Consider the following 20,480-nt stretch of genomic DNA (forward strand, 5'->3'; position numbering starts at 1 on the left):
TTTAAGAAAATATGAAGAACAAAAAAAAACCCAAACGGCAGCGTTTGGGTTTTTCACACTAATACTACTAAGATTTTAGGTCTATCGTAATCGATCTACAGATTTTACGAGATCTTCATCCTTTTTAATAGCCTTGTTAGCCAAGACTAAACACACAATAGAAAAAATAGGAAGAAGAATCCCAATACCTTTCTCAGAAACGTTAATTTCTCCAGATAAATTTAGAGATTGATATACAAAGATTCCTAGTAAAACAAAGTTTAATACTATATTGAGTCGTCCCAAAACAAATTGGGATTTCCTGTTTTTAAATCTAAAAATCGAAAATACAGATAATAATGCAGAACCCAAAAATAAACCTAGATAAGTATAATTATCTATCGCAAATACTTTTGCTCCTGAATTATCTGTCCACAAATGAAACACAAATATTAAACCTGCTGAGATAACAGCAGCTAAAAATAAATATAAGGTTTGTATGCGTTGAATCATATCTTTTATTAAAAAAGTTCTGCAAAATTAGCAGTTTATTTTTTAAAAAGATAGAAATTGTTTTAAAATAAAATTGTATTATTGCAATAGAAAGAAGTAACGTACTGAGTTGCATCATTCTAATCTTCCAAATTAATCTCACTTTTTTTCTTTTTATTTCATTTAGAAAATATTGAATTAATAATATCAAAATTATAATACATATACAACATACGAATGTTTGAAATTTCTCAGTTAAAAGCTAAAAAACTTCCTGAATTACAGGAGATAGCGAAACAACTAAACGTACCAAAATACCGTACACAAAAAAAATTAGACTTAGTTTATCAAATTTTAGATTATCAAGCAGCCAATCCTGCTGCTGTTAAAACTAAAGTAGAAACAGAAGCTAAAGCTGAACCTAAACCAAGTAAGCCGCCACAAAAGCGTGCTAGAGTTCAAAAAGCTCCTCCAAAAACTAAAGAACAAAAAACGCTAGAATTTTCTGACGATAAAGAAGAAACTAAAGCAACACCTCCAGAGCGTAAACCTCAGCCACGCAAGCCCCAAGAACGCAAGACACAAGAGCGCAAACCTCAAGAAAACAAACCTAGAGAAGATAAATCTAGTACTGACAAACCTACTAACGAAAAGGCTCATAACAAACCTCAAGAACAGAAGAAACCTAACCCTCGTAAAGACGACAACAGACGTTCACAAAACAACAAGGACAACAGGCAACCACGTTCTAAAGATGGCAATAAAAATAACGGTAATAAAGATAGCAGAAATCGCTATCGTGAACCAGACTTTGAGTTTGATGCGATTATTGAAAGTGAAGGTGTTTTAGATATTATGCAAGACGGTTATGGGTTTTTAAGATCTTCGGATTACAACTACCTATCGTCTCCAGATGATATTTATGTCTCTCAATCTCAAATTAGATTATTTGGTCTAAAAGTAGGAGATACTGTTTTAGGTAATGTTAGACCGCCAAAAGAAGGTGAAAAATATTTCCCATTAATTAAGGTAAGTAAAATTAATGGTCAAAACCCTAATGTTGTAAGAGACAGAGTTGCTTTTGAACATTTAACACCATTATTTCCTCAAGAGAAATTTAATATTGCCGAAAAGCAAGCAACAATTTCTACACGTATCATGGATTTATTTGCTCCAATTGGAAAAGGGCAACGTGGTATGATTGTATCGCAACCAAAGACAGGTAAAACCATGTTATTAAAGGATGTTGCCAATGCTATTGCAGCGAATCATCCTGAGGTTTATCAAATGATTTTATTAATTGATGAACGTCCTGAAGAAGTTACAGATATGCAACGTAATGTACGTGGCGAAGTCATTGCTTCTACCTTTGATAAAGAAGCACATGAACATGTAAAAATTGCAAACATCGTTTTAGAAAAAGCAAAACGATTGGTAGAATGCGGGCATGATGTTGTTATTCTTTTAGATTCTATTACACGTTTAGCTAGAGCTTATAACTCTGTTCAACCAGCATCTGGAAAAATTCTTTCTGGTGGTGTTGATGCGAACGCTTTACACAAACCAAAGCGTTTCTTTGGTGCTGCTCGTAACATTGAAAATGGTGGTTCTTTAACCATTATTGCAACAGCGCTTACAGAAACAGGTTCTAAAATGGACGAAGTTATCTTTGAAGAATTTAAAGGAACAGGTAATATGGAATTACAGTTAGACCGTAAGATTTCTAACCGTCGTATTTTCCCTGCAATAGATTTAACATCATCTAGTACAAGACGTGATGATATTTTATTAGATGCAACTACTATTCAACGTATGTGGGTTATGCGCAAATATTTAGCAGACATGAATCCAGTAGAAGCTATGGAATTCATTAACGATCGTTTCAAACAAACTAGAAACAATGAAGAGTTTTTGGTTTCTATGAATGGCTAAACCATTTCAATATATATCAAAAAAAAACCTTGAATTAAAAATTCAAGGTTTTTTTATATATCATATTATCCTGATGTTATACTCTGGGTTTATTAATACCTCTATCGTACATCACAATACTGCCTGCGACAGACACATTAAGACTTAATTGAGATTGAAATTTTACTAAAAAATGGCTTTTTTCGATAGCCTGTTTAGACAGCCCATGGTCTTCTGCACCTAATAAATAAACACAACGTCTAGGATGATTAAAAGTTTCTAAAGCCACAGCTTCTTCTGTTAATTCTACTCCAACGAGTCTTGCTCCTTTAGGGATATTATTAAAGAAATCTTCAAAAGTATCGTAGTGAAAATATGGCATTGATTTAACCGCATTATGGGTATCACAAGCTTGTTTTGCATAACGATTGCCTATTGTAAAAATAAAACTTGCTCCTAGATTTTGAGCAGACCTCCAAAGCACTCCTAAATTTTCTGGCGTTTTCCCATTCTGAATTCCAATTCCGAAGAATTCGTTTGTAAAATTATCATTCATGAATCAAAAATATAAATTTGAGTTATTCTTTGATTAAGAAATCAAAAAAAAAGAGGTTGTATAAATATTTAAAATACTATTTTATACAACCTCTTTTTAATATATATTATGCTGTTACAGCTAACTTAATCTTTATGACATTAGATATGTCTAAGACAATCTGTTTGAACATATGTCAGCTTGAGTGCAGTCGAAGAATTAAATCCCTATAAGTATTTCGACTGCGCTCAATATGACATTTCATTCTTTATTCTTTTTTTTAACACTCTTTTTTTGATCTATATTATGCTGTTGCAGCTAACTTAATGTTTTGTTTATACTCTATTGGCGAGCAATTGTATTGCGCTTTAAAGATTTTAGAGAAGTAACTTCTACTTGAAAACCCTAATGAATATACAATTTCAGAAATGTTTAAGTCTGTGTTTTTAATAAGCTCTTCAGACTTCTTAACTCTTACTGATCTTATAAAACTGTTAAGCGTCTTACCATGCATTAATTTAAATCCTTCCTGAACCTTAGCTGGACTTATTGAAATCTTCGCTGCCAATTCTGTAACGCTTAGGTTAGTCTCAGGGAAATTATTAATGTAATCCGATAATTCTTTTATTTGCTTTAATTCAAATGCAGTTAATGATCCTGTTGGATTTTGAGAACTCTTTAGATCTAAAGAATGTTGTTCTATCTCCATGGCTAATACAAAATTCACTAATCCTTGAATTAATAATGTTCTTACAACACCATCTTGCTTTATAGCCTTTAATTGCTTAATGTTTTCTGCAATTTTTAAGTTATAAGAACCTACATAACTATAATCTGCTGTTTTTCCTGAAATAAAAAGTTCTGAAACCATACTATTTATATGGTGCTTCGCTGAGCTCTTTTCAGAGGTGTTCACCGAAATAATCGTAGAGTTTACATAAACGTCTTTAAAAAAGCTGATATGATTTTCATTGGTCTCAATATTAGCAGAAATTCCTGTTTGAAATGTTTTAACTGTGTTTGAAGACCCATTATTATTAAAAGAATGTTTTAATTTTCCTTCTGAACAATATAAAAAGTTAACTACTGATCGTTTAGAACTTTCTACAACGAACTTAATGTCTTCTTTAAACTTTACATCAAACTCAATGAATACAGTGTTTCTTTCTAGTTCTATACCTCTAATTAAGCCTACACCTAACTCATTATCTATTTTTAACTCAACCTCTTTTAGGTTTGTTGTAAAAGTTCCACCAACTTCATTATTTAAAGCGTGAAACATAAATTGTAAATTATTTGCTTTAATCTCTATAGTTTTCATATGTGTTTGTTTTTGGTTAGACTGTAATTTTTATAAACCTTAATTAATCTTACTTATTAGGATTGTAACTCTTGTAAACTTAAATGGTCTCTTTGGTGCTTACTACGGCATTAAGTTTTGAATACCTTAGTTCTGAATAAGCAACTTCAAATTTGCGTTTTGGAAAAATTCTTCCCACTCTTGCAAACTGCTTTTGTAAATGTTTAGATGATATTTTCATGATATAATTGATTGGTTAATTTTCTTATGACAAAGTAACAACCTCTTTAGGCTTGCTATGTTATACAATTCCTCAGTTTTGTTACATCATTTCTAATATGTGTTAAACAAAACATAAAAAAGTACAAATTAGAGGTCTATTAAATCAACCATCAACTCCATATAAACCAATGCTTACAAATACACTGAAGAATAACCAGGCAGAATGGATAATTAAAAAAATAGATTTAAATGGAAACGTTTAAATTGAAGTAACCTTGAAGAAGGCTTGTGTTAATCTTTAGAATTATTTCTATTGACAACTATAAGTAAGATAATAGCTACTACTAATACAATGTGAATTACAGCAGATAATGCATAAACAAAAAAGCCTATCGCCCAAAGGATAACTAACAGCACTAAAAAAACGTAAAGAAAAGTCTTCATTGTAGAAAAACGATTTTATTAAGAGCTCCAACTCTTTACAGAAATTTGCTATAAACCGGTTAAAAGAAATAGTTTAAGCACTAATAAAAATGAGGAGTAAAACTCATAACAAATATGCTCAATTACAAATAGAGCATGTTATACAATTTCAGAAAATGTTTATACTATTTTAAGGCAGATGATAATGTCTATTATTTTAAAAACGGCAAGTAAATTATAAATGTGGCACCAATATTAGGTTTGCCCTCTGCAATAATAACTCCTTTATGGTTTTCTACAATCTTTTTACAAATGGCTAAACCAATACCTGTACCTGAATATTCAGATTTACCATGCAACCTATTAAAGAGTAAGAAGATCTTTTCGGCATAAGTTTGCTCAAACCCAATACCATTATCCTTAAAGGTGATTTTATGATGAAACTTATATAAGGATTCCTTTATTTGCTCTACATCTCTAGAGCGCACCTCTTCGTGTGTAATTTCTATTATTGGAGGAACATCTTCTTTACTATACTTTAACGAATTGCTTATTAAGTTGATAAACAATTGTTGAATTTGAAACGAAATGACCTCCATTGTTGGTAAATCATCACAAATAATTTTAGCTTGTTTCTCTTCAATACTATCTAAAAGCTCTGTCTTAGCATGCTCTAAGAGCATATTCATATTTGTTTTTAAATATTCCTTTTCTGATGTGTTTGTTCTGGAATATTGCAATAAATCTTCGATAAGCATACGCATTCGCGCAGATGCAGACTTCATTCTTTGAATATAGAGTTGTCCACTTTCAGAAATACGATCCTTTTCTTTAGCCTCTAGTCGTGACATAAAAGTCTGGATTTTTCTTAAAGGCTCTTGCAAATCATGACTCGCAACATAATTAAACGCAGACAGTTCTTTATTGGTACGTTCTAACTCTTGATTACGCTGCTCTATAATTCTGTAGTTTTCAACTTCACTTGTAATATCAATGGTAACACCAAACATTTTTTTATCACCTTCAGTATCATCCATAAGTTTAGAATAAGCCTTTAGATGCCTAATGGTCCCATCTTTGTGTACTACGCGATACGTCGTAAAAGGCAATTCTTCTTCGCGCATCATCATATTAACTTGCTGTCCTAAATGGTTGATATCTTCTTCGTGTACGTATTTATAAAAATTTTCTAAAGTTGGTTCAAAACTTTGTGGCTCTTCACCTACTAGACGATATAAATTATCTGAAAACTCAAATTCATTTTCTTCAATATACCAAACCCAAGTACTGGTATTACTCACAATCTCAGATTGTTTGGTTAATTTTTCAAAAATTTCTAATTCAACATTATTCTCTTTTAGAACTTTTAAATCCTTAGTCATCTTAAAATAAGCTAGTAAAAGAATAACTAATGTCACTATTAATAGGCCATAAAACAACAAGGGTGTTAAACCTATTTTCTCTTCATTAATCTCTTGATTGTGTATTAATAAACGCTGCTCTAATTCTAACATTTCGGTGATATCTGCACGGATTCTGTCCATCTTAATTTCACCTTCATGAAGTAAGAATAATAAATCTTGAGAGAGTATTGCATCATCCTTTGCTAGACTAAACGATTTGTCAAAATTCTTAAAGCGTGATGCAATATCGCTCTTTAATTCCTTGAGTTTTTCTACCTGCTCACCATTAGGAACAATTAGAGTATCTAGCCTAGAAAGGTTGTTGGTTATTTTTTGTAGACTCTCATTGTACGGATTAAGAAATAGTGAATCATGCGTTAGCAAAAAGCCTCTATGTCCTATTTCAGCATCTTTAAGGTTGGAAATAATAAGCTCTAACTCACTTCTTAACGAGTAATTATCTTTAACAACTTTTGATGTTTGAGATAACTCACTAATATGTTTATACGTAAAACCACCTATACATAAAATAACAAAAAGACCAACGACAAAAGCGGTTCTTAGGTATCTGCTGGAAGGTGTTGGCATAGCTTATAATCTTAATAAAAAATTGTCTTTATTTAAACCACTGGTATGATATTGCCAATTGGTAGTTACGACTTCTGAAAGTACTTTTTTAAGTTTTTCAAAATCATTAGGCTTCTTAATATATACATTGGCACCTTTAACAAAGGTGTTTTCGATATCTTCTTCTGATGCCGACGTAGAGTAAATGGCAATGGCCATACCTCTTAATCGTTTAGCCGATTTGATATCTTTTAAACATTCTAGTCCTGATTTTTTTGGCATATTAAGATCTAGAAATAATAAGTTAGGAAGGGTATTATTGGAATCATTTAAATATTCCATTAATTCTATACCATCCTTAAAAAGTAAAACTTTACTTTTAATTTTCAATTCTTCAAAGGCTTCGGTAAAAAATAACCTATCGTCCTCATCATCATCAGCCAAAGCTATATTAATATAATCGCTATTCATATCTACAAACTTATAGTTAGGTTAGTTTATTTGTTTTCTTTTAGCAATAATACGCTGAAAAGCTGAAGGTGTAATACCTGTTGTATTTTTAAATTGTTTACTTAAATGTGCCACACTGGAATAGTTGAGTTTAAATGCTATTTCGGTAAGCGAAAGATCTTCATTTGTCAATAATATCTTAGTGTACTCTATTTTCTGTAATATAATAAAATTTTCAATGGACGTATAAGTCATTTCAGAAAACAAATTAGACAAGTAGTTGTAATTCTCTTCGAGTTGCTCAGACAAATAAACAGAAGTCTTCACATTTATATCCTTTTCATTAAAGACCATATCTACGATGACATCTTTAATTTTTTGAATAACGATTTTTTTAGGGTCTTCTACAACCTCTATTCCGAAACTATTAATATCTTCATGAAACAGTTTTAACTGCTCTTCTGATACTTTATCCATCAATTCTATTTCACCAAAAGCTGTTTGCTGATAATTGAATTGGTGCGCTTCCAATTTCTGCTTTAAAACAGTATTGCAAACTTTAGTAAAATCGAATTTTAACAATAATTTCATTATAAATCGTATAGCACTAGGTTAATATTTACTCTATTTTGATTTTAATCAAATTTAATATTAAAATTCACATAAATCACTATGTTATTTTACAGAATCACTAAAACATAAAGATTGAAACTAAATATTTCTATAGGTTGAACTTTTTAAAATGTAAAAAAAGCCGATTATAATAACCGGCTTTCCTTTGTGATATGGATTTAATTGATCTATTAAAATTCTGAATAATTAAATTTTTGACCACCTATTGAAATATCTGCCATTGCTCCAGCTTTTGATTTTGCAAAAATGACAACACCATCATTATAATTGACATTTTTACTAGCTCCTTTATCTACTATTACCGCTTTTGCTTCTGCAGAAAACTCAAAGTTTCCTTGCTTAAATGCATTTAAGGCCTCTTCTGTTTCAAAGAACACAACTTGTATATAGGCTTCTCCGCCTGCTTGTAAACCAATGTCTAGCTTTTTCATATCAGCCATTCCTATAGGCATTCCGTCTTCATAAACAACACCATTACCTGAAGCCGCTCCTATAATTAAGGCACCTTCTCCTATATTTGGAAACACAACATAGCCCGAAGAATTGCTAAAAAATTTCTCTAATCCAACATCTGACTTCTTTAACGTTGAGATTGCTTTCTCTGCATCTTTCATAACACGTTTATCATCTTTATTTTGAGCAAATGCAAATACAGTTACAAACAGCAATGCCATCGTTATTATTAAATTTCTAATTTTCATAATTTTAAATTTATTGATTAAACATTCATTTAAAGAAAGTCTTAAAAACAGTTAGTCATATAACTTTCTTTATGGTAAAATTATGAGTATTCTCTATTCTTAATTGATGCAATACAATTAATTATTGATGCTATTAGAGATCGTATTATAACAGGATTATATAAAAAGAAGGCAAATAAAAAAGGCTTTCGATTTCTCGAAAGCCTTGTCTTACTTCGTAGCGGGAACAGGACTCGAACCTGTGACCTTCGGGTTATGAGTTTGATATTTTTATCAAAAAAACCCTTATTTTACCTTTCCGCTATAAAATCGTGTACGGTATTGTGTACTCTGATTAATACTAATTCAAATATATTAAAATCTTCCAATATAATTTTAGGCTTAAAACTTTTATTGACCTATTTTTTTTACATCCTATTTCTTGGTAACAGAAAGAAACAAGCTATGTACTATAATAGCATTGAATAGAACTATTACAATATAAAACCAACTATGTAATATGAGTTGACAACACAAAAAACAGAGATTTTTTAAGATATAAAAACTGGGTTATGGGCTGTGAGGATAAAAAGAGCCTTCCGAAAAAGACTCTTTCAAAGCTGGTTTAATGGTCGTGATTAGAATGGTCTTTGGATTTCATTTCACCTGACTGATTCATCATCATTTCGTGGTCGTATTGACAACAACCTGGTAAACCTTTATAAGCGTCTTCACTTCCTGGAACTTTATCTGTATCGTAACCTGATGCCGCTATTGCTTTATGAATTGCCATTGCATCTGTTTTAGTATCATCAAAAGAGACATCAATTTTCTTTTTATCCACATCCCAATTAGCACTTGCTACACCATCCACACTATTTGCTGCTTTTTCAATGGTACTTTTACACATTCCGCAATTACCTCTTACTCCAAAAGATAAGTCTGCCATAGCCATATCTTTAGACTTTTCCGTTTTTGCTTCTGTTGTTTCTTTTTTTGTTTCGTCTTTACAACTTGTTAAACCTAATGCTGCTATTACAGCGACACTTAAAATTACTTTTTTACTCACGTTGATTACATTTTCGTTTTTGTGTTCGTGATTTTTCTTTGAAAAATTCATTGATTTAAAATTTAATTGTTAGTACTTGATTTATTATTATTCTATTACTTGTTTTACTTCTCCACAGGTTAGCATGGCGCTGCCAAAATATGGATTGATTACTTTTTCTTCTTTGCTCAACCAATATGCACCTTTATTGTTATCACCCATTGGACAAAACTCTACATAGACTTTTTCATTGACTCCAAACACTTGTACAACATTGATGAAGTGTGATGATAAATATTTGAAATGGTCTCTTTGAGCTTTTATATCTGAAGTTTTAGAAATGGAAGTTGCAGAAGATTTAATTTCCTTTTCTAATGACATCCAACGGTTATGCGCCATATTATCGGCCAACAACTTCATATCCACTTTACTTAAATTGTTTAATAAACTTGTTGCGCTTATTGAAGTACTTTTTGAATCTTCTTTAACTAAAGCATCTTTTAAATTGATATACTCATTGTAAACAACTTTTAATTGTTCTTGAAATTTCTCTGATACTGTCAATCTTTCGTTCATGTTAGTATGGTCACTTTCTTTTTTTGATACATTATGATCCATTCCTAAATGCCCTTCGTGACCTGTCATTACTTTGCCACCATCTTTATTCATCATAGACTTTTTACCTTGCAATTGAGCTGCTGCATCAACAGTAAATGTTCCGTTAGTTACGATTTCATTTCCAACAAACACTCCTTCTAACACTTCATATTTATTACCAATTTGATTACCTAATTTAATCTCTCGCATTTCAAAAACAGGCTGATTTGAATTTGTTTTTATATAGACTACAGAGCGCTCACCTGTCCATAGAACAGCGGAAGTTGGTATGGTTAATACTTCGGTTTTTTTATTTTTAGCAGCATTGATAGTTGCTGTAACAAACATTCCTGGTTTAAATACATCGTTTTCATTATTAAGCACGACACGTAAGGTTACTGTTCTTGTTTTGTTATCTAAAATTGGGTCAATAAAATCTACTTTCCCTTTAAACTCTTTATTGGCATAAGCATTTGTAGTCACTAAAACTTCTTGTCCCTTTTTAAATACATCTATTTGATTTTCATAGACATCAAAATTTGCCCAAACGGTATTTAGGTTTGCAATTTTAAGCAATGGCTGCCCTTGCTTTATGTAATCTCCTTGTTCTACTAATTTTTCGGTAACTGTTCCAGAAACCGTAGCATATACTGGAAAGTTTTCTTTCACTTTTTGGGTTTCTTCAATCTGATTGATTTGATTTTCAGAGAGCTTCCATAATTTCAATTTATTACGAACCGCCTTATATAATGCAGGTTGCGATTCTTTTAATGATGAAGCTGTAATCAATTCTTGTTGTGCTGCATACAATTCTGGCGAATAAATGGTTGCTAACAATTGACCTTTACGAACTTTTTCGCCTGTAAAACTGACATTCAAACGTTCTATTCTACCCGAAAAATAACTGACTTGAACTGCGTTTGCCTCTTCATTTTGTGCTATTTTACCAGATAGTTTAATCGTGTTGCCATCAACATTGCCTTTGCCAACAATAGTTGTTTGAATATTAGCTAAAGCCATCGCATTTTCAGTCAATTTGAATTGGTCTGCTAATAAACCATCTGCACTACTCTCAGCAGGAATTAAATCCATCCCACATATAGGACAATCCCCTGATTCTGGTTGCATAATTTGTGGATGCATAGAACAGGTCCACATTTGATTAGTTGATGCAACCTTATCGTGATTATGCTCTGTTTCTTCTTTTGATGAACCACCGAAAAGCAACCATCCTAAAAGAACACCTGCTATGAGCAACCCAACGTATATTACTATTTTATTATTTTTCATTTTCTAATCGTTTTATCATTGCTTTCATGTCTGCGATTTCCTTTTTTTGTGCTTTAATAATATCATTTGCCAACTTTTGAACTTCATCATCTTTAAAATTTGCATTTGAACTTGTTAATATAGCCGATGAATGATGTGGTATCATAGCTTTCATCCATTGCAGATCACCAATAGGTGTTTGTGTTCTTAAACCGTATAGGCTGCATACAAATACAAGTGTTGAAACACCAATAATTGCATAATTGACTTTTACATTTTTATACATTTTCCACATAAATAATAGCATTGATATTACCATTGGTGCAACCATTAACAATGCCATATAAGTACGAGTTGTACTTAATAAAACGTGATCTAATTCAAATACATTTAAAAACATAATTGCATACATCATTATAAATGAGACCAGCATCATTAATGCCAATTTTTTATAATTTGATTTCTTTATATTGTTGTGATTTTCCATCATAATTCTATTTAAAAGATTAACATTAAACTTGCCATCACTATCATGATAGCATTCTCTATAAAAGTAGCTTCTGTCATTGGTAGCTTTAAAGCTGTCCCTAAGCAGGCACATCGAATAGCTTTCTTGTCTAAAAGTGTTTTTGTAACACCAATTGTTGTAATTCCTAAAACAAGAAGTGTGACGATGAGTGCGATAGTTATTTCAAATCGCATTAGGAACATAATACCTAAAACCGTTTCAATAAAAGGATATATTTTACCATAGATTGGCAAGCGTTTTGCTAAAGGGTCGTACATACTAAATGATTCTGGGAACCCTTTTAAGTCTAACATTTTAAAGAAACTGAATACGATATAGAACAAGCCCATAAAATCGAGCATAAATGCGTTCCAAGACCAATTTTTATAGTGAAGTAAAATACTTGCCGAAGCGATATAAAAGATTATAAGCAAAAGCGGTTTTAATTGTTGCAGTTTGCTTTTTTCTTCTTCCATTGGCATTGCCGCCATACTTGAAGATCTAAACACATTCTTCTCTTCCTTTTCGGATAAGGTATACTTTTCTGGCAATGCTTTTTGTAATATTTCAGTTGAAATATGCTTATCCATTTTCACTTCCGCTTCACCTTTTTCAAGATTAACAGACACCTCTGATACGTGGTCTATTTTACTTAAATATTTTTCTACGGAAGCCTTACAATTATTGCAGGTCATTCCTGTTATTATATATGTGTGTTTCATTGTTACTGTGTTAAATAATTAATAATAGTTGATTGAACATAATAAGTTTTGATTGACTCTATTTGGCTTATTTGAAACTTTAGTTGTAGTTCTTGGATATCTAAAACATCATTAAAATCAATTGTTCCTGTTTCGTAGCTTTTAATAAGAATATCTTCTGCATCTTTAGCTTGTTTTAAGTTTTTAGTTTGGGTGGCATAACTTATTCTTGCAGCAATACGTTCATTTATCGCTTTATCTAGAAGCGTTTTCAACGTGTTTAAGCGTTCTTGTTTTTGAGCTATAATTTCTTGCTGTTCCAACTCATTTTGCTTGGTTTGCGATTTATATTTTTTATTAAAAATTGGGATAGAAACCGAAAACATAGGCATCACAATATCTTTACCGTTATCCGAGAAATTCATATCTGGTCTTGGCGTTATATTGATATAGTCCAATCCAAAACCAATCATAGGACTGCTTTCTTTTTGGTTTAATAATTCTGATTGTTCTATGGATTGATATAATTTATCATACTTCAACAATTCGGGGTGTAACACTAAGTTTCCTGTAGCGATTTCAAAATCTTCTGAAGGCATCATCAAACGATCTACCACAGTAATAGCAACATCATTTTCCCTGTTCAAAAGCTTATTCAAATTAGTTTGTTCTGCTAAAAACTGTTGACTTAAAACATCTTTTAGTTGTTGCATTTCGTTTTGACGCATTTGCAATCGCAACACATCTACAGCAGATGCTTTACCAACCTCAACAGAAGTTAGTGCTAATGTCTCATAGGTTTCCAATAGTTTAATGTTTTCAATTAGCACCATCTGTTTTGCCTTATTCGCATATAAATTATAATAGGATTGAGATATCGAAGCCATTAATTTTCGTTTAGCAATAACAATGTCTTCATATTTTGCATCTGCCAAGGAACTAACATAATTTTCTCGTGAAGTAATTGTACCAAACCATGGCATCATTTGCTTTACTGAAAGTTTAAAACGCTGTGGTCCAGTTCTGGTCTCTGGTTCGCTTACAAAATAGCCAACACTAAATTCGGAATTAGGAAGTGTATTTACTTCATTCACTTTTTCTAAAGCAATATTATACTGTAATTCAAACTTTTGAATCTCAGGATTATTTTTTAACCCTTCGTCCATAAATACTTCTAATTCTTGCGCATTAGAAACACTAAAAGTTAATAAACCTATAAGTGTATAAATTATTCTTTTCATTTGTTTGCTCTTTTTAATTTGAACTCTTCTCTCCAGCTATATAAAACAGGTACAATAAAGTAAGAAGTAATGTCTATAACCATTCCGCCAAATATTGGAATTGCCATAGGTATCATAATGTCGCTTCCTTTCCCTGTGGATGTCAATACTGGTAACAGCGCCAAAATGGTAGTAACTGTTGTCATTAAACACGGACGAATACGTTTTTCGGCTGCTTGTAAAGCGGAAATTCTAATACTCTTTTTATCCGAAGGTTTGTCTCGTTTAAATGTTTGTGTAAGGTATGTTGCCATAACAACACCATCATCTGTGGCGATACCAAATAGCGCAATAAAACCAACCCAAACTGCGACACTTAAATTGACCGTTTTCATATTAAAAAGGTCTCGCATATTCTCGCCAAATAAACTGAAATTAAAAAACCAATCTTGACCATACAGCCATAGCATAATAAAACCACCTGCAAATGCAACCGTTATTCCTGTAAACACCATTAATGATGTGGTTACAGATTTGAACTGGAAATACAGAATTAGGAAAATAATAGCGAGTGCTAATGGCACAACAACAGATAATGTCTTTTCTGCTCTTAATTGATTTTCGTAGGTTCCTGTGAATTTATAACTGATGCCTTTGGGAACCGTTAATTCTCCTGAATCAATTTTCTGTTGAAATAAAGCTTGTGCATTCTCCACAACATCCACTTCTGCAAAACCATCTAATTTATCAAACAACACATAGCCAACTAAAAAAGTATCTTCACTTTTTATAACTTGTGGACCTTGCTCATATCGAATAGTCGCCAACTCGCTTAACGGAACAGGACTGCCTTTTTCAACAGGAATATAAATGCCTTTTATATCTTTTGGATTACCACGCAACTCTCTTGGATATCGCACTCTAACAGCATAACGTTCTCTGCCTTCAACCGTTTGCGTTATAGGCATACCTCCAATGGCCACTTTTAGCACACTTTGTACATCTTCAATAGACACACCATAGCGTGCTATTTTTTGGCGATCAATATCAATAAGCAAATACGGTTTACCTACAATTCTATCGGCAAAAACAGCTTCAACTTTAACGCCTTCCGCCTGTTTTAGAAGGCTTTCTAATTGCAATCCAAAGGCTTCAATTTGTTTTAAATCTTGTCCTTTTACTTTTATTCCCATTGGTGCTCGCATACCTGTTTGAAGCATGACCAATCTGGTTTCTATGGGCTGTAATTTTGGTGCAGAAGTAACGCCTGGTAATTTGGTAACTCTTACTATTTCATTCCAAATGTCATCAGGACTATTAATTTCTGGTCGCCAATTACGATAGAATTCGCCATTATTATCTTCGATAAGTTGTTTATGTTCAACTTTTGTAAAAACAGTATTTTCTGAATTATTAGGATTCGCTATAAACCTTCCATCTTTTAACTCAAAAGCGCCATCATCGTTTACTTTGTATCGTTGTATTTTTCCTTTTGAGTTACGCATGTATTCAGATTTATACTGAATCATGTTTTCGTACATAGATAAAGGTGCAGGATCTAAAGCAGATTCTGTTCTTCCAGCTTTTCCTACTACGGTTTCGATTTCAGGAATTGTGGCTACAGCCATATCTAATTGCTGAAGCACGTGTTTATTTTCTTCAACACCAGAATGTGGTAAAGACGTTGGCATTAACAGAAAAGAACCTTCGTTTAGAGATGGCATGAATTCTTTTCCTGTATTGTTCATTATCCATGCTCCAAAAACAAGCACTGTTGCTGGAATCATTAAAAACAATAACTTGTTTGCTAAAGCCCAATTTAAAATTTGTCCATAATATTTTCTGAAAATTGAAAATATCCCTAAAATTCCGAAGCAAATAATCGATACAAAAATTAAGTTTATTAGAATACTTCTGTCAAAGCCTAATGGTCTCCAATACTCGGCAAGTAAAAATATAATGGCTGTACACGAAATAATAATATTTGTAAGATTGCTATTTTTCTTATTCAGTTTACCTAAAACTCCAAGTAAACCTACAACACCAAAAGCAATTAAAATAATTCCTAACCAATACCCAATGACCATAATTGCTATTCCTACAATTATTAAAGCACCATTAATAATGTATTTAAATGAACTTTTAAGTGATGTCTTTCTGAATAAATAAGCTGCAAATGGTGGAATTAAAAACAAAGCAATAACCAAAGATGCAGATAAAGCCATCGTTTTGGTAAATGCAAGTGGTCTAAACAATTTTCCTTCTGCACCAATCATTGTAAAAACAGGAACAAAACTGATAATTGTAGTTAATACCGCAGTTAAAATAGCTCCAGAAACTTCGGCTGTTGCATTATAAACTATTTCATTTGTAGTTAGCTCTGTACCATCTTCTCGTAGCCGTAATTTTTCATCATCGAGATGGCGAATCATATTCTCTGCGAGAATGACGCCTACATCTACCATGGTTCCAATTGCAATTGCAATACCAGAAAGTGCTACAATATTTGCATCTACGTTAAACAGTTTCATGGTAACAAATACCATTAATACGGCTACAGGCAACAATCCAGAAATTAAAATAGAAGCTCTTAAATTAAAAACCATAACAATAATCACCAAAATGGTAATTAATATTTCTAGAGTCAATGCTTCATTAAGCGTGTCTAATGTTTCCTCAATAAGCTCGGTTCGATCATAGAAAGGAACAACTGTTAATTGAGATGTTCGTCCATCTGCCAATACTTTTGAAGGTAACCCACCTTTCAGTTCTTCAATTTGAGCTTTTACATTATTAATGACTTCCATGGGGTTAGCACCATATCGCGCCACCACAACACCTCCAACAACTTCTGCACCTTCTTTATCCAATAAACCTCTTCGTGTTGCTGGACCTAATGCTACTTTACCAATGTCTTTAATCTTAATTGAAGTAAAATCTTCTGAAGTCACTACAGCATTTTCAATATCTTCAACAGATTTTACATACCCTAAACCACGCACTAAATACTCCGCTTGATTGATTTCTAGAGTCTGTGCACCAATATCTTGATTGCTACTCTTTACAGCTTTCACAACTTGATTTAAACTAATGTTGTATTGACGCATCAATTCAGGATTAACATCAACTTGATATTCTTGAACATAACCACCAATGGAAGCCACCTCGGAAACACCACTTGCAGATGACAAGGCATACTTTACATAGTAATCTTGAATGCTACGCAGTTCGTGTAAATCCCAACCACCAGTAACATTTCCGTTTTCATCTCGACCTTCAAGAGTGTACCAATATATTTGCCCTAAACCTGTGGCATCTGGTCCCAAAGCAGGATTGATCCCTTCTGGCAATAAGCCGCTTGGTAAGGAATTGAGCTTTTCGAGTATGCGACTTCGACTCCAATAGAACTCTACATCTTCTTCAAAAATGATATAGATACTTGAAAACCCAAACATAGATGAACTACGAATGGTTTTTACTCCAGGAATACCTAGTAAAGAAGTGGTTAAAGGATAAGTGATTTGATCTTCAATATCTTGTGGCGAACGACCATCCCACTTTGTAAATACAATTTGTTGATTTTCTCCAATATCTGGAATGGCATCAACAGCTACAGGATTACTAGGTAAAAAACCTGTATCCCAATTAAAAGGTGCGTTTACAGTTCCCCATCCAACAAAAAGGACGAGTAGAAGCACCGCAACGAGTTTATTCTCGATAAGACATTTGATTGCTTTATTAAGCATACATATTGATTATTAAACAGTTAGACATTGACGTTAGGAAAACACCGAATACAACAAATTATCCTTATAACACAAAGCCGTAGGATAAAACAGTCTATTGTTTAAAAATCAAATTAAATACGTCTCGTCTATTTTGTAGAGTTGTCTTATGACGAGTGGCGGTTTGTATTCTTCGTAAGAAGATACATTATTTTCTAAACCTTCAAAAAGGTTAATATAAGTGTAAACAAATGAAGCAATGAATACCTGTTGTTCTAATGAAATTTTGTCAACTTGTAATTGTAGTTCATCCTGACCATCAACTAATAATTGTTTATCATTACAACAGTTTTTCTTAGTAATAGAACATCCTTCTGTAGATGGCTTTTGCATTTCCATACCACAGCCTTTTGCCTTATTGAAAACAGCTGTTTCTACTAAAGCATCTCCACAATAATGCATATTAAGCGTAAATGACATTGTAGAGCATAACACTACAAAAGCCATTGCTAAAGACATTATTTTATGGAATATTTGTTTCATACTAAATACAAATTTACGAAATTTTGAAATAGAAAGATTTAATTAACAAGAATTTAGTGCTTTGTGACCTTAGTATTATTCAAGAAAAAAATTATTGCTTCAATATCTATTTAAAATACCAAATGAAATCAAACTAAATTAAATCGAGCTATAAAACGCAACTTTATAGCTCAATAAAACATCATATTACGGAAAACCATAACCCAATTTCAATAATAATATCCAACTTTATACTCTAAATTAATTTGTATAAAATACGTAACATCACGTATATAAATTTCCAAACTATTTTATAATTTTATAAAAATTACAGTACCGAACTAAAAACACATGATAGCCCTAATATAAAAAGGGATAAAGAGTGTAAAGAAATTTATATAACACGTTGTGTGTAATTATGAAAAACAATCGTCTGAAATTCATATTATTGATTTGTCTGATTGGCATAATTGCAGTCGGAATAGCTTTTATGAGTCAACCAAGCATAGAAAACATCCACGAAGAAATTGCTAAAAACAACAGTTATTCAGTCGAAACACCATTGCATGAAACATATGATTCACTCTGTCGAATAGAAAATGAAAATGGAATTTACTTTCCGAATAAGAGCGTTAAATATGCGAAACTGACAAAAAACGGAATTTGGAAAACCTCAGAATTAATCAAAGGAAAGGAATTGAAAGAACTTCTTGAATTTCTAAATGATAGCACGAGTTATCGTTGGGGAGAACTTGGAACACCAGAAACACATTACTTTCTGACTTATTATGACCAAAGTGACCTATGTATTGGAATGACTACTATTGATTTAGAAGGAATGGCTTACAGTTATCCAAGTACTGCTCGAATGAAATGGGGAATGTTAAAAGAAATGAAATTGATCGATAAATTGATATTTGAATAATAAAAAATAACTACACACAACAAAGTACTGTGGTAAAAAACAAGTAAAAATAAATTAATTTTTCACTAAGGTACTTTTATAGTTTCCATAATATATTAATCCTGATTTAGCTATAGCAAAGGCCTGTTTTAGTTGTTTATTACACACTGCAATTAATGCTAATTTTTTGCTCTTTCCTTTGGCTACGATTCTCGCATAAAGATCTCGGCAAGCTTTGTTGTGTTTACAAGCATTAAAACTGCACATAAATAATAAATTTCTCAGCTTTTGATTCCCATTTTACTTATTCGTGGCCTCCCTTTTATACTACTCCCACTTTGTCTAATTATTGGTGTTAATCCAGCATAGCTGCACAACTCACTTGCACTTGTAAAACGATCAAAACCTCCTGTTAAAACCACTAACATAATTGCTGTTTTTGGGCCGATGCCTGGAATCGTTTTTAAGCGGGTAAACAAATTTTGATGCGATTGTTTTACTAAAATTAACAGCTTATCCTCTAACATTTTCATCTCTTTTGTTAGTTGTCTTAAACTACGTTTTAAAGAGGTAACAACAAGCTTACTGGGATTTCCCAAAACAGATTCACCATGCAGTTTGTTTTTTTAGCATAGTGCTTTGCTTTGTATATACAGAAAGCGTTCTAACGATTTGAAGACATTCTATTTCTTCCTTAGAATTGCCTTTCCATAGCTTTAAGTCTACTTGATTCGTGTAACTACAAATAAGTTTTGAATCGCTCTTATCGGTTTTAACTTTTGACAGTCCTACCTGTATATATTTTAGGCTCGGAATAATTTGATTTCATCGGAAAAACGTGTACGTTTTCGTGTACGCTTTGTAAAAGTAAGAAAATAGAAGACATAAAAAAACGGATTGTGAGACACAATCCGTTGATTTTTTTAGCTTTCGCTTCGTAGCGGGAACAGGACTCGAACCTGTGACCTTCGGGTTATGAGCCCCAAGACCTCCTTTTTTGAAACCATTTTACTGGGGTTTCACGCTATTATTATGTAGAATCGTGTTCAAAAACGTGTTCAGTTTTATGTTCACTAGTTATACAAATATTTATATGCAATATAAAAAATAATTTCATACCATAAAACATCTTTTTTTTTGTTGAATACAATTAATTAGTACTTCGATTAAACCTAGTAATCTGAAAACATTTTCAACATATAATTAGCTATGCGCAAAGCATAAAACAACTAAAAAAACTTTAGATATCATAAATAAAACAAAGGATAACAATTACAAAAAACTGCTGTTATCCCGAATATTTACATGATAAATTACTATTATTGTGTTGATATAACACGTTGTGATTAATATTGCCGACTTTCGGTCACCCACCAAACATTGTAGCTTTC

At 32.2% G+C, this 20,480-nt stretch carries 18 protein-coding genes and 1 pseudogene; 2 read left to right on the forward strand and 17 right to left on the reverse strand.

All coding sequences use genetic code 11. The features are described from left to right. Positions 1–81: 81 nt before the first annotated feature. Positions 82–492 (reverse strand): DUF4293 domain-containing protein, encoded by a 411-nt coding sequence (locus tag ABD730_RS15160; protein ID WP_215924581.1) that lies wholly within the window; start codon positions 490–492, stop codon positions 82–84. Between the two features lie 216 nt (positions 493–708). Here ABD730_RS15160 and rho point away from each other — a divergent pair, with 216 nt between their 5' ends. After that, entirely contained in the window at positions 709–2,403 is a 1,695-nt protein-coding gene (rho, locus tag ABD730_RS15165; RefSeq protein ID WP_344715748.1) for a transcription termination factor Rho, read from the forward strand. A gap of 76 nt (positions 2,404–2,479) precedes the next feature. Here rho and ABD730_RS15170 read toward each other — a convergent pair whose 3' ends face one another. The 15 genes from ABD730_RS15170 to ABD730_RS15240 all read right to left on the reverse strand — a co-directional run bounded on the left by ABD730_RS15170 (position 2,480) and on the right by ABD730_RS15240 (position 18,206). Further along, positions 2,480–2,938 carry an RNA methyltransferase gene (locus tag ABD730_RS15170; RefSeq protein WP_334471735.1) on the reverse strand — a complete coding sequence of 153 codons (459 nt, stop codon included), beginning with the start codon at positions 2,936–2,938 and terminating at the stop codon, positions 2,480–2,482. A 283-nt stretch (positions 2,939–3,221) separates the two neighbouring features. Then, entirely contained in the window at positions 3,222–4,238 is a 1,017-nt protein-coding gene (locus tag ABD730_RS15175; RefSeq protein ID WP_334471736.1) for a helix-turn-helix domain-containing protein, read from the reverse strand. A gap of 79 nt (positions 4,239–4,317) precedes the next feature. After that, a complete protein-coding gene (locus tag ABD730_RS15180; RefSeq protein WP_334471738.1) occupies positions 4,318–4,458 on the reverse strand; it encodes a hypothetical protein in 141 nt (46 codons plus the stop codon). A gap of 272 nt (positions 4,459–4,730) precedes the next feature. Next, positions 4,731–4,883 carry a DUF5670 family protein gene (locus ABD730_RS15185; protein ID WP_334471740.1) on the reverse strand — a complete coding sequence of 51 codons (153 nt, stop codon included), beginning with the start codon at positions 4,881–4,883 and terminating at the stop codon, positions 4,731–4,733. Positions 4,884–5,074: 191 nt separating this feature from the next. Beyond that, positions 5,075–6,853 carry a CHASE3 domain-containing protein gene (locus ABD730_RS15190; RefSeq protein WP_215924587.1) on the reverse strand — a complete coding sequence of 593 codons (1,779 nt, stop codon included), beginning with the start codon at positions 6,851–6,853 and terminating at the stop codon, positions 5,075–5,077. Between the two features lie 3 nt (positions 6,854–6,856). Then, the gene (locus ABD730_RS15195) at positions 6,857–7,303 is read right to left on the reverse strand and encodes a response regulator (protein WP_215924588.1); all 447 of its coding nucleotides are present in this window, start codon (positions 7,301–7,303) and stop codon (positions 6,857–6,859) included. Between the two features lie 21 nt (positions 7,304–7,324). After that, the gene (locus ABD730_RS15200) at positions 7,325–7,873 is read right to left on the reverse strand and encodes a helix-turn-helix domain-containing protein (RefSeq protein ID WP_344715751.1); all 549 of its coding nucleotides are present in this window, start codon (positions 7,871–7,873) and stop codon (positions 7,325–7,327) included. A gap of 212 nt (positions 7,874–8,085) precedes the next feature. Continuing rightward, entirely contained in the window at positions 8,086–8,616 is a 531-nt protein-coding gene (locus tag ABD730_RS15205) for a lipid-binding SYLF domain-containing protein (protein WP_334471745.1), read from the reverse strand. A 604-nt stretch (positions 8,617–9,220) separates the two neighbouring features. Beyond that, complete coding sequence (locus ABD730_RS15210) at positions 9,221–9,715, reverse strand: heavy-metal-associated domain-containing protein (protein WP_344715752.1); 495 nt, start codon at positions 9,713–9,715, stop codon at positions 9,221–9,223. A 36-nt stretch (positions 9,716–9,751) separates the two neighbouring features. Then, complete coding sequence (locus ABD730_RS15215; RefSeq protein ID WP_344715754.1) at positions 9,752–11,530, reverse strand: efflux RND transporter periplasmic adaptor subunit; 1,779 nt, start codon at positions 11,528–11,530, stop codon at positions 9,752–9,754. Beyond that, positions 11,520–11,999, reverse strand: coding sequence for a DUF305 domain-containing protein (locus ABD730_RS15220; RefSeq protein WP_418636851.1), 480 nt, complete (start codon positions 11,997–11,999; stop codon positions 11,520–11,522). The genes ABD730_RS15215 and ABD730_RS15220 overlap by 11 nt, the downstream gene beginning before the upstream one ends. An 8-nt stretch (positions 12,000–12,007) precedes the next feature. Next, positions 12,008–12,739, reverse strand: coding sequence for a heavy-metal-associated domain-containing protein (locus ABD730_RS15225; protein WP_344715756.1), 732 nt, complete (start codon positions 12,737–12,739; stop codon positions 12,008–12,010). A 2-nt stretch (positions 12,740–12,741) separates the two neighbouring features. Next, a complete protein-coding gene (locus tag ABD730_RS15230; RefSeq protein WP_344715757.1) occupies positions 12,742–13,959 on the reverse strand; it encodes a TolC family protein in 1,218 nt (405 codons plus the stop codon). Then, complete coding sequence (locus ABD730_RS15235) at positions 13,956–17,684, reverse strand: efflux RND transporter permease subunit (RefSeq protein ID WP_344715759.1); 3,729 nt, start codon at positions 17,682–17,684, stop codon at positions 13,956–13,958. The genes ABD730_RS15230 and ABD730_RS15235 overlap by 4 nt, the downstream gene beginning before the upstream one ends. 108 nt (positions 17,685–17,792) lie before the next feature. Further along, positions 17,793–18,206: an HYC_CC_PP family protein gene (locus ABD730_RS15240; RefSeq protein WP_344715761.1), complete on the reverse strand. Its 414-nt coding sequence runs from the start codon at positions 18,204–18,206 to the stop codon at positions 17,793–17,795. A gap of 469 nt (positions 18,207–18,675) precedes the next feature. On the opposite strand from ABD730_RS15240, the gene ABD730_RS15245 reads away from it, so the two are divergent. After that, entirely contained in the window at positions 18,676–19,110 is a 435-nt protein-coding gene (locus ABD730_RS15245) for a hypothetical protein (protein WP_344715762.1), read from the forward strand. 54 nt (positions 19,111–19,164) lie between these two features. Here the strand turns inward: ABD730_RS15245 and ABD730_RS15250 are convergent. Beyond that, positions 19,165–19,893: pseudogene (locus ABD730_RS15250) on the reverse strand (IS110 family transposase); the annotation flags it as partial. Between the last annotated feature and the right edge of the window lie 587 nt (positions 19,894–20,480).

It is taken from the genome of Winogradskyella damuponensis, from assembly GCF_039538385.1.
Taxonomy (GTDB): domain Bacteria; phylum Bacteroidota; class Bacteroidia; order Flavobacteriales; family Flavobacteriaceae; genus Winogradskyella; species Winogradskyella damuponensis.